Annotated in this window: 14 protein-coding genes; 4 read left to right on the top strand and 10 right to left on the bottom strand. The window is 66.5% G+C overall.

What is annotated here, in order from left to right:
- Positions 1 to 465 precede the first annotated feature (465 nt).
- Entirely contained in the window at positions 466 to 924 is a 459-nt protein-coding gene (locus HPY83_03705) for a DUF116 domain-containing protein (protein ID NPV07055.1), read from the bottom strand.
- A 682-nt stretch (positions 925 to 1,606) separates the two neighbouring features.
- Here HPY83_03705 and HPY83_03700 point away from each other — a divergent pair.
- Both HPY83_03700 and HPY83_03695 read left to right on the top strand, forming a co-directional pair.
- On the top strand, positions 1,607 to 1,924 hold the full coding sequence (locus tag HPY83_03700; protein NPV07054.1) for a PadR family transcriptional regulator: 318 nt from the start codon (positions 1,607 to 1,609) through the stop codon (positions 1,922 to 1,924).
- Positions 1,925 to 2,231: 307 nt separating this feature from the next.
- Positions 2,232 to 2,591, top strand: a complete 360-nt coding sequence (locus tag HPY83_03695) for a DUF5320 domain-containing protein (GenBank protein NPV07053.1) — start codon at positions 2,232 to 2,234, stop codon at positions 2,589 to 2,591.
- 119 nt (positions 2,592 to 2,710) lie between these two features.
- Here the strand turns inward: HPY83_03695 and HPY83_03690 are convergent, their stop codons facing one another.
- The 6 genes from HPY83_03690 to HPY83_03665 form a co-directional block, all read right to left on the bottom strand.
- Positions 2,711 to 3,085, bottom strand: a complete 375-nt coding sequence (locus HPY83_03690) for a dinitrogenase iron-molybdenum cofactor biosynthesis protein (GenBank protein NPV07052.1) — start codon at positions 3,083 to 3,085, stop codon at positions 2,711 to 2,713.
- Between the two features lie 59 nt (positions 3,086 to 3,144).
- Complete coding sequence (locus HPY83_03685; protein NPV07051.1) at positions 3,145 to 3,606, bottom strand: 4Fe-4S binding protein; 462 nt, start codon at positions 3,604 to 3,606, stop codon at positions 3,145 to 3,147.
- A gap of 32 nt (positions 3,607 to 3,638) precedes the next feature.
- Positions 3,639 to 4,514 (bottom strand): 4Fe-4S binding protein, encoded by an 876-nt coding sequence (locus tag HPY83_03680; protein NPV07050.1) that lies wholly within the window; start codon positions 4,512 to 4,514, stop codon positions 3,639 to 3,641.
- Positions 4,511 to 5,383, bottom strand: a complete 873-nt coding sequence (locus HPY83_03675; protein ID NPV07049.1) for a 4Fe-4S binding protein — start codon at positions 5,381 to 5,383, stop codon at positions 4,511 to 4,513. Before HPY83_03675 ends, HPY83_03680 begins: the two co-directional genes overlap by 4 nt.
- A 266-nt stretch (positions 5,384 to 5,649) precedes the next feature.
- Positions 5,650 to 6,045 (bottom strand): NifB/NifX family molybdenum-iron cluster-binding protein, encoded by a 396-nt coding sequence (locus HPY83_03670; GenBank protein ID NPV07048.1) that lies wholly within the window; start codon positions 6,043 to 6,045, stop codon positions 5,650 to 5,652.
- Positions 6,046 to 6,075: 30 nt separating this feature from the next.
- The gene (locus tag HPY83_03665; protein ID NPV07047.1) at positions 6,076 to 7,158 is read right to left on the bottom strand and encodes an Mrp/NBP35 family ATP-binding protein; all 1,083 of its coding nucleotides are present in this window, start codon (positions 7,156 to 7,158) and stop codon (positions 6,076 to 6,078) included.
- Between HPY83_03665 and HPY83_03660 the strand changes: the two genes are divergently transcribed.
- Positions 7,157 to 7,741 carry a helix-turn-helix domain-containing protein gene (locus HPY83_03660; protein ID NPV07046.1) on the top strand — a complete coding sequence of 195 codons (585 nt, stop codon included), beginning with the start codon at positions 7,157 to 7,159 and terminating at the stop codon, positions 7,739 to 7,741. The genes HPY83_03665 and HPY83_03660 overlap by 2 nt on opposite strands.
- A 58-nt stretch (positions 7,742 to 7,799) precedes the next feature.
- Here HPY83_03660 and HPY83_03655 read toward each other — a convergent pair whose 3' ends face one another.
- Positions 7,800 to 8,942 (bottom strand): hypothetical protein, encoded by a 1,143-nt coding sequence (locus HPY83_03655; protein NPV07045.1) that lies wholly within the window; start codon positions 8,940 to 8,942, stop codon positions 7,800 to 7,802.
- A 476-nt stretch (positions 8,943 to 9,418) separates the two neighbouring features.
- Positions 9,419 to 10,561: a TIM barrel protein gene (locus tag HPY83_03650; protein ID NPV07044.1), complete on the bottom strand. Its 1,143-nt coding sequence runs from the start codon at positions 10,559 to 10,561 to the stop codon at positions 9,419 to 9,421.
- A gap of 505 nt (positions 10,562 to 11,066) precedes the next feature.
- Between HPY83_03650 and HPY83_03645 the strand changes: the two genes are divergently transcribed.
- Complete coding sequence (locus HPY83_03645; GenBank protein NPV07043.1) at positions 11,067 to 11,576, top strand: hypothetical protein; 510 nt, start codon at positions 11,067 to 11,069, stop codon at positions 11,574 to 11,576.
- A 43-nt stretch (positions 11,577 to 11,619) separates the two neighbouring features.
- Here the strand turns inward: HPY83_03645 and HPY83_03640 are convergent, their stop codons facing one another.
- Positions 11,620 to 12,768, bottom strand: a complete 1,149-nt coding sequence (locus tag HPY83_03640) for a hypothetical protein (GenBank protein NPV07042.1) — start codon at positions 12,766 to 12,768, stop codon at positions 11,620 to 11,622.
- Between the last annotated feature and the right edge of the window lie 14 nt (positions 12,769 to 12,782).

Below are 12,782 nucleotides of genomic sequence, written 5' to 3'. Positions count from 1 at the left end.
GACGGCGATGATGGTGGGCGCTGTCAGGGCCTCTAGCTGGGCTGTGACCTGCCGTGGGGGCGAACAGGGTGTTCGAGGCGCTTCTTGCTCGCGATCATGGAGGCGAAGCCGTGCATGTCTGGTGCGGCTGACTCGTCGATCTCTGGAGGGAGCACCTGGGTCTGGCCGGAGTGGTCCTTAGGTCCTTAGGTCCCTCACCACCAGGAAGACTATGAAGGCCGCAGAGGAGCGGACGGCCTGATTCGCTAGGCTGACCCAGAAGCCTGGGGGGCTAGCCTGCTGCCTCTCGCGGCACCGGGGCTGAGACCTTGGGCACTGTAGGGGCAAGCCGCCTATGAGGTGGAATGTGGCGAGACAACTTGCCCGGTAGTTCAGCCGGGCCTTCGCTATTCTGAGCGAGGAGACGGCGCTCGCGTTGCCGCCGTATGGCGGGAAGCCTGGTGATGGGGCGTGCGACAGCGAGATCTAGGTAGACAGCACTGAGTGCACGACGTCCATGTCAACAGCGGTATCCACGCAGCCATCTCTCAGGAGCGGCACTTGCACCACGCTAGGAGGCTGATCGGGCCAGTCTGCCGCTTCGAGGGCCTCCACTCCTTCTCGGAGCTCCTTGTTGCAGGCGACGGCAATGACAGCCTCAGGTGCAGTCTCGATCACTCGTCGGGCGGCCAGACGCCCACCAGGGGCAACGCAGATGTTCGTGTACCCCAGAGCCTTCGCCTCTTGGATGATCTGCCAGATGGTGCAATCCTGGCGCTGACAGGCGCTGCAGTCCAGTCCTTGCTTGGTCATGCGCCCAGGACAGCCATCGCTAGGGCGCAGGCAGTGGGGCAGCAGTAGCATCCGCCTGTCTGGGGATACTCCGCCAAGATTCTCAGGGACCGTGGCGCCCTCGATTGCCACGGGTCGGTTCTGTACCAGCATGTAGGCTCTCTCCGCTTGTCGGCCAGTGCCGATCGGCTCGTCGGTGCTCACCGAGCGGGTGGCTGTGGCGATCTTGTCGCTGGTGTCCGTCCGTCACCCGCCCAGCACCAGCCGCCCTAGAGGCGGGGACGCTCCGGCCGGGATTGTGCCCTCTGCCTCCGATTCGGTCAACCGACCTCGGGCCGGCTGAAGCTTTGCTCCGGCTCTTACGGAAGCCGAAGGCGAGTTTCCCGTATTGGGCGGAGTAGTGTGAGCTCACACGACGAGTCGTCCCGTACTGTCACGCGCTGACGTTAAGATTCGTCGCCGCTCCTCTTCGGGTGCGTGCCAGGACGGCTCTGAGCTCCTCTCCGCGTCGCGCCTACGGCAGGCTCAGGCCGGGCTCTGAGGGCGAGCGAACCGTCTCCAACCGCGACTTGGGGATGCCTGGCTCCGTTCAGCCAGACGCGGGAGGCCCCGGTGCCGAAGGATAACCACCCCAGGATTGAAGCGCCACGAGGGCAAGACGGGTCTTGACAGCCAGCCCAACTAGGTGCTATCATCTACTTGCGTAACGCAACTAGCGTGGCGCATCTAGTGACTTGAGCCGGTGTATGGAGGAGGCGAGCCGGTGCCGCCGAGAGGGCCTAGGGGCAGATGGCGAGGTGGAAGGGGTGGAGGCCCCAGTCAAATCCGTGGGTTCGTGCAGCCCGCCTTGCTGCTCCTGCTCCGGCGCGGGGCCGGGCATGGCTATGACCTGATCAACGGCCTGACCGAGGTCGGTTTCGATCAGTACCCGGTTGATGCCAGCACCGTATACCGCACTCTGGACGCAATGGAAGCCGAGGGCATGGTGGTCTCAGGCTGGGAGAGCCAGGGTTCCCTTGGCCCCCCGCGCCGAGTCTACCGCCTGACTCCCAGAGGAGAGGAGCTGCTCCACGCCTGGGCGGAACAGCTCCGGGCAACGGACCGCATCCTCCATCGGTTTCTGGAGGAGTACGAGCGCACGTATCGCCAGTGAGGCTGTAGAGAGTCCGCACTCACGAGACAGGACAGGAGGTGATTGACATGCCTGGTTTCGATGGTACCGGACCGCGAGGTGCGGGTCCCATGACCGGAGGAGCACGCGGGTACTGCGCCGTTCGTCTGCCCAACCGACCGGGACAGGCCGCGGTAGGCTACGCCGGGGCGGCGGGTCGGTTCTTCAGCGGCTGGCCACGGGTGTTCGGCCGGCTGGGGGCAGGTCTCGGGCTTGGCCTGGGGCGGAGGGGCGGCCGTGGCCGCAGACGTTGGTGAGTTGACCGACACAAGACACTTGGAGGTGTGATATGCCGAGAGGTGACAGGACAGGGCCCGCCGGGATGGGTCCGATGACAGGCAGAGCGGCAGGCTACTGCGCCGGCTACCCAGTGCCGGGCTTCGCCAACCCGCTAGGAGGCCGAGGGCTCGGCTTCTGGGGTGGGCGAGGCGGTGGATGGGGCTGGCGCAACTGGTACTACGCTACCGGGCTACCGGGCTGGGCTCGGGCCGGTGTGTACCCAGGTTGGGGATGGGGAGCGGTCCCGCCGGCCCCTGCTCCCACCCGAGAGCAGGAGGCGCAAGCTCTGCGGGCCCAGCAGGAGGCGCTAAAGTCCGTGCTGGGTGAAATCGAGACCCGCCTGCGGGACCTCGAGAGTGAGAGCGAATAACGGCGGACGCTAGCCGAGGCCCGGTGCTCTATGGCGCCGGGCCTCGGCTGTGGTCTATAGCATGGGGCCGAGCGCGTCCGCGATAACTGCCTACCTGGTATCGCTCTGGCACCCTCCCCTTACCCCAGGCCCATGGGGCCTTCGTGCTCTCGGCAGGCACCCGCTCCCTGGAGTGACCCTGACAGGTACTGGTCCAGCGCCTGACGCACGGTGCCCGACGCCCCCGTGATCGGCTCCACGCCCAGTTGCTGGAAGAGGTCCACCGCGCGGCCGCCCATGCCGCCCGTGATCATGACCTGAGCTCCCTGCTGGTGGATGAAGGCGGGAACTTGCCCAGGCTCATGCCGAGCGTAGTACGGATTGGCCACTGTCTGAACCGAGCTAGCGCGACCATTGGCCACGTCCACCAAGGTAAACCAGGGACAGCGGCCGAAGTGGGGGTGGATGGTGGCCTCCAACCCTTCAGGGCCACCGCTAGAGAAGGCGATCCGCATTGGTTTCCTCCTATCTGCTCTACGCGATCACAGGGTCCGCTAAGGTGGACACGGAAGGCTCAGAAGCCGCGCCTCCCGCGCTGCCGGTGGCGCTGCCGCCCCGGCTGCCGCCGGTTCCGCTGGTAGCCGGGATACGTGGTCACGCCGGAATCGGCGGCGCCGCCAACGTCCGGTGCTCGGGACGCCATCCGGTCCAGGACCAGGGGCAAGACCTCTCTACCCACGAAGCTGGCCACGGCTGCCGCCACCGGGGCCACTCGGGCGAGCCAACCGGCGCTCCTGGTCACTACAGGAGCGGCGAGCTGGGCGGTGACCTGAGGCTCCTTAGGCAGGTTCACCACCACCGGAGGCACAACCTCTGTGATGGCGCCCCGGGGGCAGGCTGACACGCAATCACCGCATTGGCGGCAGAGCTCGGCGTCCACCCGCGCCACCCCACCGGCGACCCGGATGGCTCCCACTGGACACGTCTCCACACAGACCCTGCAGCCGGTGCACTTGTCGGCCTCTATCTCAATCATGCGAGCAACCTCCCCGGTGACCCCCCACTAGACTAGACCAGCCTCGGCCTGAGCTCCTCCCACAGCGACCGCACCGCTTCGGCTGCTGGACTACCGGCCGCCCTGGTCACCGGCTCCAGCCGCACCAAGGTCTCTACCATGGCGGGATCGAATGGTATCTGGCCCAGGAGCGGTACGCCCTCGCGAGAGCACATTTCGCCGATCCGCTCGGTCTGGGTGAGGTTGATGTCGGCCTTGTTGATGCAGACCACAGCGGGCACGCCAAAGTGCCGGGTGGTGGCCAGGATGCGGGCCAGGTCGTGGACGCCGGAGACGCTGGGCTCGGCCACGAGCAGCGCCAGCTGAGCGCCGCTGGTGGCGGCGATGGCGGGGCATCCGATGCCCGGAGGTCCGTCTACCAGGAGCAGATCGGCCTTCTCGCTGGCCGCCCTCAGACGGGCAGCCATCTTCACCTGAGCCACCAGCTTGCCCGAGTTCTCCTGGCCGGGAGAAAGCCGGGCGTGGAACAGGGGCCCGAGGTCAGTTTCAGACCGGAACCACTGCCCGGAAAGGCGATCCCGCATCTCGATGGCGTTGGCCGGGCAGCTGTAGAAACAGGAAGCGCAGCCCTCGCACCCCACTGGATCCACGCGCAGGCCCTCGCCGTCGAGGATGGCTCCAAACCGGCACACCTCGAGACATAGCTCGCAGCCACGGCAGAGGTCGGGGTCTATCTCTGCTACCCTTCCGCCCACGAAGTCGTGGCGCTCGGCAAGGCGAGGAGATACCAGCAACTCGAGGTTGGCGGCGTCCACGTCGGCATCGGCCAGAACGAGCTTATGGTCGCGGGCGGCCAGGTCCGCCAGGGCAGCCAGCACGCTGGTCTTCCCCGTTCCTCCCTTGCCGCTGAGGACGACGCACTCCTTCACGACGTGGCCTCCGTCAGCGAGCGAACGGCCCGGGCAACCTCGAGCATCTGCGACCGGTATTCGGGCAGGACTCTGGTCCAGAGCTGCCCCTCGGAGTAGGCGCGGGCGACGCGGCGATCGAAGGGGAGGCGTGTCAGAACGGGGACGCCCGCCGCCGCGCAGAAGGACTCGACGCCGGCATCGCCCATGCCGTCGCGGTTGATGATCACCCCCACAGGCAGCCCCAGCGCGTCCCGAGCCAGCTCCACCGCCAGCTTGAGGTCGTGGAGCCCAAAGGGCGTGGGCTCCGTGACCAGGATGGCGTAGTCGCTTCCTCTCAGAGTCTCCACCACCGAGCAGGCATTGCCGGGCGGCGCGTCCAGGATGGACATAGCGGTGCTGGCTGCCCGCGGGAGGGCACGGGCCTTGAGTTGGCGGATAACCGGAGTGGCCAGGGCTTGGCCCACCTCGAGGCGGCCGTGGGCGAAAGCGATGGCCCCGGCCCGACCGAACTCCAGGTGGCCGAGCAGCTCGGGCACCTCGGTGATGGCGCCCTCGGGACACTGCCGGGCGCAGCTTCCGCACCCGTGACACATCTCGGTGAAGACCATCACCTTGCCCGACAGGACGGCTATGGCGTGGAACTCACAGACCTGGGCACATCGCCCGCAGAAGGTGCACTGGGTCAAGTCCACCTGGGGCACCGGGTGGGTGACCTCCTCCGAGCGATGGAGCTGGGGCCGGAGGAAGAGATGAGCGTTGGGCTCCTCCACGTCGCAGTCCACTAGCTGGACATTGCTGCCGGCCTCGCCGGACAGGACGTCGGCCAGCCCGGTGGCCACCAGCGTCTTGCCGGTACCTCCCTTGCCGCTGGCAACGGTGACGACCATGAGCCGGGTCTCACTCCCGTACCATGCGGGTGCCGCACTGCGGGCATTGGCGGTCCATACAGGGCTTGCCGGCCTCGTGGGGCACACGGTGCCCGCAGTTGGGGCAAAGGCAGTAGCCACTTGGGCCGGCAGCCCTGGGGCCGCCCATCCGCCCGCGGCCACCCTGACCCCCTGCGCCACCACCGCCTCCACCTCGCGAAGACCTTCTGAACATAGTCCACCTCCAGTACACAGATGGCGCGACTCGGTTCCGCAGCCTCTCTGAATTAGCGGCCGCCGCCCCGTCGCCCCATACCGGACATTCCGGTGTGGGACGCCACATTGGCGCCGGATATGGCTTGCAGCCTGCCGGCAACGTAGGCCTCTACCGCCTGCCGGACCGTGCCCGCCGGCTCGATCCGGTACACCGCAACACCGGCCTGACTGAGCACGGCGAAGGCGTTAGGGCCGACGTTGTGGCTCAATACCGCCTGAGCTCCTTTGTCAACCACCCACTGCGCTGCCTGGATACCGGCGCCGCCTCCGGCGGCGACGCTGGCGTTGGCCACTGCCTCGAACTCCATGGTCTCCGGGTCTACGAAGACGAAGGCGGGGCAACGCCCGAAGATGGGACTAGTCGGCGAATCCAGATCGGTGCCTTGGGCGGTCACTACTACTCGCATGTCTCTCCTCCTAGGTATTGGGCAACAGTGTCAGGCGCCTGGGTGCCTGAGCCTGTTGGCTGCAGGCCCGACCTTCTCCCGCGGGATTAGGGCCATTACCTCGCAAACCACCCCGTCCAGTGCGGGGCTGGCGTAGGATTCCACTTCTCCGGCATCACAGAGCGCCGCCAGCTCAGGGTCGAGAGGCAGGCGCCCCAGAAGAGGCAAGCCGAGCCCCTGCGCCATGCTCTCGGCCCGGCTGGGCCCGAAGATCTCGATCCTCTCGCCACAGTGGGGGCAGATCACGTAGCTCATGTTCTCCACCATCCCGATCAGGGGGACTCCCATGTGCCGGGCCATGTTGGCCGCCTTGCGGACCACCATTCCGGCCAGGTCCTGGGGCGAGGTCACCAGAACCACGCCGTTGAGAGGTACGGACTGCATGACCGTGAGGGGCGCGTCTGCCGTGCCCGGCGGAAGGTCCACCACCAGGGTGTCCAGGTCTCCCCAGTAGACGTCGCTCCAGAACTGCTGGATGGCCCGGCCGATGAGTGGGCCGCGCCAGACGACAGGCTCGTCTTCCTGAGGAAGCATCAGATTGATAGAGATGATGGCTATGCCGCTCTTGCTTCGGGAGGGGATGATGCCCAGGGGGCTCAACCTAGGCGCTTGGCGCACGCCAAACAGGCGGGGGATGCTGGGTCCGGTGACGTCAGCGTCGAGCAGACCTACGGACTGGCCCGCCTGTCGCATGGCCACGGCAAGCAGAGCGGACAGGGAGGACTTCCCCACCCCGCCCTTGCCGCTCATCACGGCCACCACGCGACCGATGCGGTTGAGGGCTTCCGCCTGCCCCTCAACGTAGGAGCTTCCCTGGTCATACCTTTCAGGACCGGCGCTACCGTCTGAAGGTCGGTCGGGTTTGGCCTGGTCCACTATGATTCCTCCCAGCGGCTGTGGCGTGGGTCTGCCCACCCACAGAGACTGCTTCGGTAGCAGTCTGGCACATGGGGTTGGGGTTGTCAAGTCTTTTGGTACGTCGGACCATAGAAGAGCACAGAGACACCGGCTCGCGGTCGAGTAGCGGGGAGGTTCGTGGTAGAATGGTGGCGGGAGCGGTGAGGTGGAGCGCATGGTAGAGGAAGCGCCGCCCGACGTGGGGCAGAGGATACGAATGCTACGGGAGGCACGCGGGTTGTCGCTGCGCGCCCTGGCGGAGCGCAGTGGAGTGGCGGTGAACACCGTCAGTCTGATCGAGCGGGGTCAGTCCTCGCCTACCGTCTCCACCCTGCATCGGCTGGCCGGCGCCCTCGGGGTGCGGATCGTGGACTTCTTCGGGCCGCAGGAGGAGCAGAACGTGGTATACCTCCCGGCAGAGCGGCGGGGCAGAATGCAGACGGGCGAGGCGCTCATCGAGAGCCTGGGGACAGGGTTGGCGCGGCAGCGCATCGAGCCCTTTCAGGTGACCCTGAAGCCCGGGGCTGGAAGTGGGCTGGACCCCATCCGCCATCGGGGGCAGGAATTGGTCTTCGGGCTGTCGGGGCGGGTGGACTACGCTGTGGGCGGGACGGTCTACGTCTTGCGGCCGGGCGACGCGCTCCTGTTCGAGGCTTCGCTGGCGCACGCCTGGTGCAACCCGACTTGGGAGGAGGCACGGTTCCTACTAGTGCTCGAGTCGGGGGAGGGGGGAGCGCTCCTGCCCCACCTGGAGGAGTAGGGGGCTGTGGCCTGGCCCTGCGGTCCGGGCTGTCCGTGTCGTTGGGTGAAAGGCTCGATCAGGCTGGCGGCCACGCGCGCAGCTGGCGCCACTCGTCGAACATGGCCAGGGAGTTCTCCCAGGGCCAGTGCGCTCGGATGGAGGGAACGGCGCTGAGCACCAGCCCCCTGGGGCCGAAGATCTCGAACGCCTCCCGCACCGCCTGGCGGGCGATCTCCGGAGTGCCCTCGCCTATGTGGATGGGGCCGGAGACCCCGCCCCAGATGGAGTGCCGGTCGCACAACCGCTCGGCCACCACCCTCATGTCCTGGTGTCCCAGGGCGGGCTCGATGTCACGGTAGCCGTCGAAGTCTAGCACGGCCAGGATGTCCAGCATAGGCATGATGCCGGTCTCCACGGTGTAGGTGACGGCGGCCCCGCCCGACTTCATGGCCGCGATCTCCTCTTGCAGCAGAGGCACCAGCCACTCCCGAAGCTGGCGCGGGCTCCAGAAGTCGGTGGTCTCATAGAAGCCGTTGCGATGGATGATGTCCACCCCCCAGTCCGCCAGCACCTCCGCCCGCCGCATGGTGGTCCGGTGTTCGATCTCGAGGAAGCGCTGGATCATATCTGGCTGGTCCATGGAGATCAACACCGCCTGCTGGGCACCGAAGAGCTGCAAGGCAGAGGTGAGCCCGGTGCCGCAGTCGGCGTGGACGGCCAGGCCGTAGCGATCAGCCTGGCGTCTGGCCTCCTGGTACCTCTCCCTGCCCTGGGCGATGGCGGCATCCGATGGAGGCAAGTGCACGTAGGCGTAGCGCTCCACGTCTTCCATGGTCTGGAACCAGGGCTTGACGAAGCGCGACACGTTCCAGTCGTCGGTCAGGCGGATGTCGTCCTTGTCCGGCAGGTCCTCAGTGAGGCGGATGGCGGCGGTGAGAGGCCCCTTCGGTGTCTGGATCTCCTTGTGCAGCACCGGCAGCTCTCCGGGCCTCTCCTCCCGCCACACCCGACTGGTGACGTCGGGGTGCCAGGAAGCCTCGATCGCTACGTTCACGACCGCGTCCAGCCCCAACTCGACAACGAGGCGCTCCAGGGTGTCGGTGCGGCCGGCCCAAGTGTACTGGGGCCCGGCGAGGGAGGGGCTGAACGAGGGGGAGCAGGGTACGTAGTCCACCTCTTGGCGCCGTAGGGCGGCAAGGAGACGTTCGCGTGAGGTCATCCCGTCCATGATCTTCTCTGTTCCTCCGCTGTCACTGGTGCCATGACGTAGCACCCACTCAGTGCGTCGGCGCCAAGCGCACGTGGTCGGAGCCGTCCAGTGCGAGTGGGTTAGCTGACTTGCCTGCTTGCCAGCTAGAGGTGGTCACGAGATTGCATCGCATTCCTGACCGCGGCGAGTCGCTCCTCCGCGCTCTTCGCGCCTTGGGTCACCCGGTCCATCTGCTCTCTCAGTGAGTCCCGATACCCCGCGGTGACCGGGCTGGCAGGGCGTGCCGGAGCTTCGGCGCCTTGGGGGTGGTGGCCAGGCAAGCCATCAGACCCGCGGACGCCAGGCTTTCAGCCACTATGTCTACCGTGTCTCTCACTCGCCCGGGCACCCACCACCAAACCTGGCTTGTCAGCGAAGCAGGCTGAGAACCCAATCACCAGCCCGCTTTCTCCCTGCTCCCTCCGAGGGGACCCTGCTGGTGCTCCCTACCCCGCAGGGAGCGGCGGCAAAGGGGCCAGAGTGCTGCTGGACGGGGCCCGCATGCGGATGAGGTAGGCCTCCAGCCACCCCCGGGCCCGGTCCGGGTGTGCAGTGGCGAAGATGACCTTCTCGTGGTCCAGCGAGTTGATCCGGTCGTTGGCGGCCCGCAACGCGTCCATGTTGTTGCGCAGGGCCTGCTCCACGGGCATGCGCTCCGGGTTGATGTCTATGCCGAAGTAGCCCCGATAGCCCTGCATCTTGAGGACATAGAGGGCCGCCTCCATTTGCTCGGGGGATATTACCCCGGCGTTGAGGTCCTGGTCGTAGTTACCCAGAGGCTGGCTGTTCCAGTGGGTGTGCATGAGCTTGCCGTACTCCAGAACCAGGCTGAGGGCGTAGGGCAGGTCTTCGAAGCCCATGAGCACGTGGCCTACTTCGGGGTTGAGCCCCACCAGGCTCTCGCCCGCTTCCAGTCTGGCCCGGTTCTCCGGGTGGCGCAGGAGGCCCTCCACCTTCTGAGCCAGTAGGATGCCCTCCGGGGTGGTACCGTAGAGGATGTGACCTCGGGGCTCGTAGGGCTTGGGCTCCTCGGCCACGGGCATGCCGGGCACGGCGTCCATCACCTCGGCCAGGCCCTCGGCGAAGCGGTCCCGGGCTGCGATGAGGTCCAGGCCGAAGGGGTTCTCGTAGCCGTCTATGCCGGGCCAGACGATGGCGATGTCGGTGCCCAGCTCCTTGGCCAGTTGGAGGGTAGTCTTAGCTCGAGCGATGGCGCTGTCTCGAGCCTCCTCGATGGGTGAGGAAAGCGACCCCCACTCGTATTGGGCCTCGTAGAAGATGTTGGGGGCCAGACCCACCAGGCGGATGCCGGTATCGCGGATGAACCCCTTCCATAGGTCAAGGTTCTCCTCGTTGACCTCGCTGGGGTAGTGGGCCTCCAGTCCCACCAGGCCGTAGTCCTTGAGTCCGGAGGCGATCTCGAGCCGGCCTTCCATGGGCAGATCGGGCACGTAGCGGCTGTGGAAGCGGCCGCCGCCGGGCGCGAAGAACCAGACACCGGCAGAGAACTTGAGGTCCAGACTGAAGCTCTTCAGGTGTCGAACCATCTCCTCCGGAGTGCGGCGCTCACTCTGATATCGCAGGTCCATGTGTCCTCCTTGTCACTGCCGCGGCTGCCGGCCGAGTCCGGGCCCGGCAGCCCTTCGGCTCGGGAACGCCGTCGCGCATGGGACTATGCCGCCCGCCCCACGCAGCTTAGCGGCAATCGCTGCCGGGCGAGGAAGCCCACCGGTATGAAGATAGGTGGTCGGGCCGCCGCCGCCACGAACGAGGCGATGACGGTGGCTATGCCTTTCTCGAGACCTCCTGCGCTATGGTGTCGTCTCTGGCAGAAGTGGCAGCAGTATAGGCGCGCAGCCGGTTCGCATCAACGAGGTCGGTCTGGGCACGATGTGCAGGCTTACCCTGCAGCATGGAGACCGACCGGGCCCTTGCCCGAGCCGCGCTCGGTCGCCTTGCTGTTGCATTGGACAGGTACGCCGGTTGCCTAGATAATGAGGGCGGTGGTCATCGTTCGCCTATGTCGTCCGTCTTCGCCTATCGGTAGTCTAGGGCGGCCCTGTGGGGGCCGGTGACCCAGGAGGAGGGTGGGGTATGTCGCTCCTGCGTGGCTTAACTAGACGGTGGCAGCTGGGAGGGGCATACGAGGCTAGCAGGACCGAAGCTCTCCGGCTGGCCCAGGACCAGATGGACGGTGGCGTTCCGCGCCAGGAGATCTGCGACCTGCTGCGCAGCAGCCTCCCGTCCCGAAGGGCGCCGCGAGCGCTGCAGGCATACGCCGATGTGGCGGCAGAGCTCCAGAAGGTTATGGTCCAGCGCAACGCTCAGGCGGGCAAGTTGGAGCAGGCGGGGAAGCTGCGCGAGGCCATCGAGCTGTACGAGGCCAATGTGGCCGACCGGTTTGTGGGCGAGCAGCCTTACGAACGGCTGCTAGAGATCTACTCCCGCAGAGGCGACTTTCGTAACGCCGCTCGAGTGGGGGAAGCCTACCTGAGAGTGCTACCCCGGCTTCCCGGTCGCCCCGAGAGATCCGCGGCTCTGGAGCAGCAACTGCAGGTGTGGCGAGATCGAGTGCGCCCTGGGGTGTCCGGCCTGTCGGGCTGAATGCAGGAGTGCTCCCCCGAGCCGCCGGGCTCCCTGCTGGCGCCTAGAGGCGGGCAGCCTCGCGATCCATGATCTCCCACGCTTTCGCCACGTAGAACCGGTAGTTGTCCAGCGGAGTGCCATTGGGTATGCGATGATCCAGGCCGAGGATGCAGCCTCCGGTGCGAACCATCGGGGGTATCTTGTACTCCAGCTCGGCTGTGATCTCCTCTCGAGTACCCCGCAGAACGTGCTTGTCTATGCCACCCATGAAGGCCAGGCGAGTGCCGTATCGTTCTCGCAGGACGACTATGTCCATGCCTGCCGCAGGCTCCATGGGATACATGAAGTTGAGGCCGGATTCCAGAAACTCGTCTATGACAGGGTTCATGTTCCCGTCCGAGTCCTGGCCGAAGACGCGCGCCCCGCGAGCCTCCAGCACCTCCCACACCCGACGGTAGTAGGGGGCGATGAATTCACGAACCTGCCTTGGTCCGGCTAGGGGCCCGCTCTTGCCCGCCATATCCTCGTGGACCATGAGTTGATCCACTTGTACCGTGCGCGAAACCTCATCCAACACCTGGACTGCGGTCTCGGCGATGGTGTCGAGGATGTCGTGCACCAGCTCCGGCTGGTCGTAGTAGGCCAGGGCGAGCGCTTCCTCGCCCATGAGCTGCCGCGGCTCATCGAAGCCCCCGGGGATGGACACGGTGACCACTCGGCCCGCGGCCAGATGAGCGCGGGCTGTTGCTTCCCAGTCCCCGGCCAGTCGTGAAGGGGAGAATTGGTAGTGGTGCTTCACCCGCATCCAGTCGTCCATGTCGCGGACCGGATACTCGAGGGGCAGAGGCAGGGTGGCCGCCTTCTTGCTCAGCTTGACTCGGCGACCGTAGCGGTCCCGCGCGATGACGAACTCATCGTTCTCCTCTAGGATCTCCTCTTCGAAGGGGTCCATCCAGCCGGTGGAGACCGGTACGCTCCCGAAGGCGGGGCGCTGGTAGCGGAAGGCCGACAGGTCTAGCTCCTCGGGAGTGGCACCCTGGGCCGCCCATTCCTCCTTGAGGCCCAGAAGGGGCCCGAAGATCTCGGTGAAGAGCGGCCGTCGGTTCTCCCTGAAGGTCATGTAGTCCAGGTACTCCTCGCGGCGGACTTCCATGCTCTGCGAGACGGCGAGAGCGGCGTGGTAGTCAGCCAGGCTGCGCGTGCTCCCCATGCAGAATCTCCCTC

Source organism: Anaerolineae bacterium (genome assembly GCA_013178015.1).
Classification (GTDB): Bacteria; Chloroflexota; Anaerolineae; order DRVO01; family DRVO01; genus Ch71.
This window is presented reverse-complemented; position numbering and strand designations above follow the sequence as displayed.

What these genes read in the sequence shown, in the direction of transcription:
- HPY83_03705 (NPV07055.1), bottom strand. Translation starts at nt 924, where the DNA reads ATGCTGGTACAGAACCGACCCGTGGCAATCGAGGGCGCCACGGTCCCT.
- HPY83_03695 (NPV07053.1), top strand. Translation starts at nt 2,232, where the DNA reads ATGCCGAGAGGTGACAGGACAGGGCCCGCCGGGATGGGTCCGATGACA.
- HPY83_03690 (NPV07052.1), bottom strand. Translation starts at nt 3,085, where the DNA reads ATGCGGATCGCCTTCTCTAGCGGTGGCCCTGAAGGGTTGGAGGCCACC.
- HPY83_03685 (NPV07051.1), bottom strand. Translation starts at nt 3,606, where the DNA reads ATGATTGAGATAGAGGCCGACAAGTGCACCGGCTGCAGGGTCTGTGTG.
- HPY83_03675 (NPV07049.1), bottom strand. Translation starts at nt 5,383, where the DNA reads ATGGTCGTCACCGTTGCCAGCGGCAAGGGAGGTACCGGCAAGACGCTG.
- HPY83_03670 (NPV07048.1), bottom strand. Translation starts at nt 6,045, where the DNA reads ATGCGAGTAGTAGTGACCGCCCAAGGCACCGATCTGGATTCGCCGACT.
- HPY83_03660 (NPV07046.1), top strand. Translation starts at nt 7,157, where the DNA reads ATGGTAGAGGAAGCGCCGCCCGACGTGGGGCAGAGGATACGAATGCTA.
- HPY83_03665 (NPV07047.1), bottom strand. Translation starts at nt 7,158, where the DNA reads ATGCGCTCCACCTCACCGCTCCCGCCACCATTCTACCACGAACCTCCC.
- HPY83_03655 (NPV07045.1), bottom strand. Translation starts at nt 8,942, where the DNA reads ATGACCTCACGCGAACGTCTCCTTGCCGCCCTACGGCGCCAAGAGGTG.
- HPY83_03650 (NPV07044.1), bottom strand. Translation starts at nt 10,561, where the DNA reads ATGGACCTGCGATATCAGAGTGAGCGCCGCACTCCGGAGGAGATGGTT.
- HPY83_03645 (NPV07043.1), top strand. Translation starts at nt 11,067, where the DNA reads ATGTCGCTCCTGCGTGGCTTAACTAGACGGTGGCAGCTGGGAGGGGCA.
- HPY83_03640 (NPV07042.1), bottom strand. Translation starts at nt 12,768, where the DNA reads ATGGGGAGCACGCGCAGCCTGGCTGACTACCACGCCGCTCTCGCCGTC.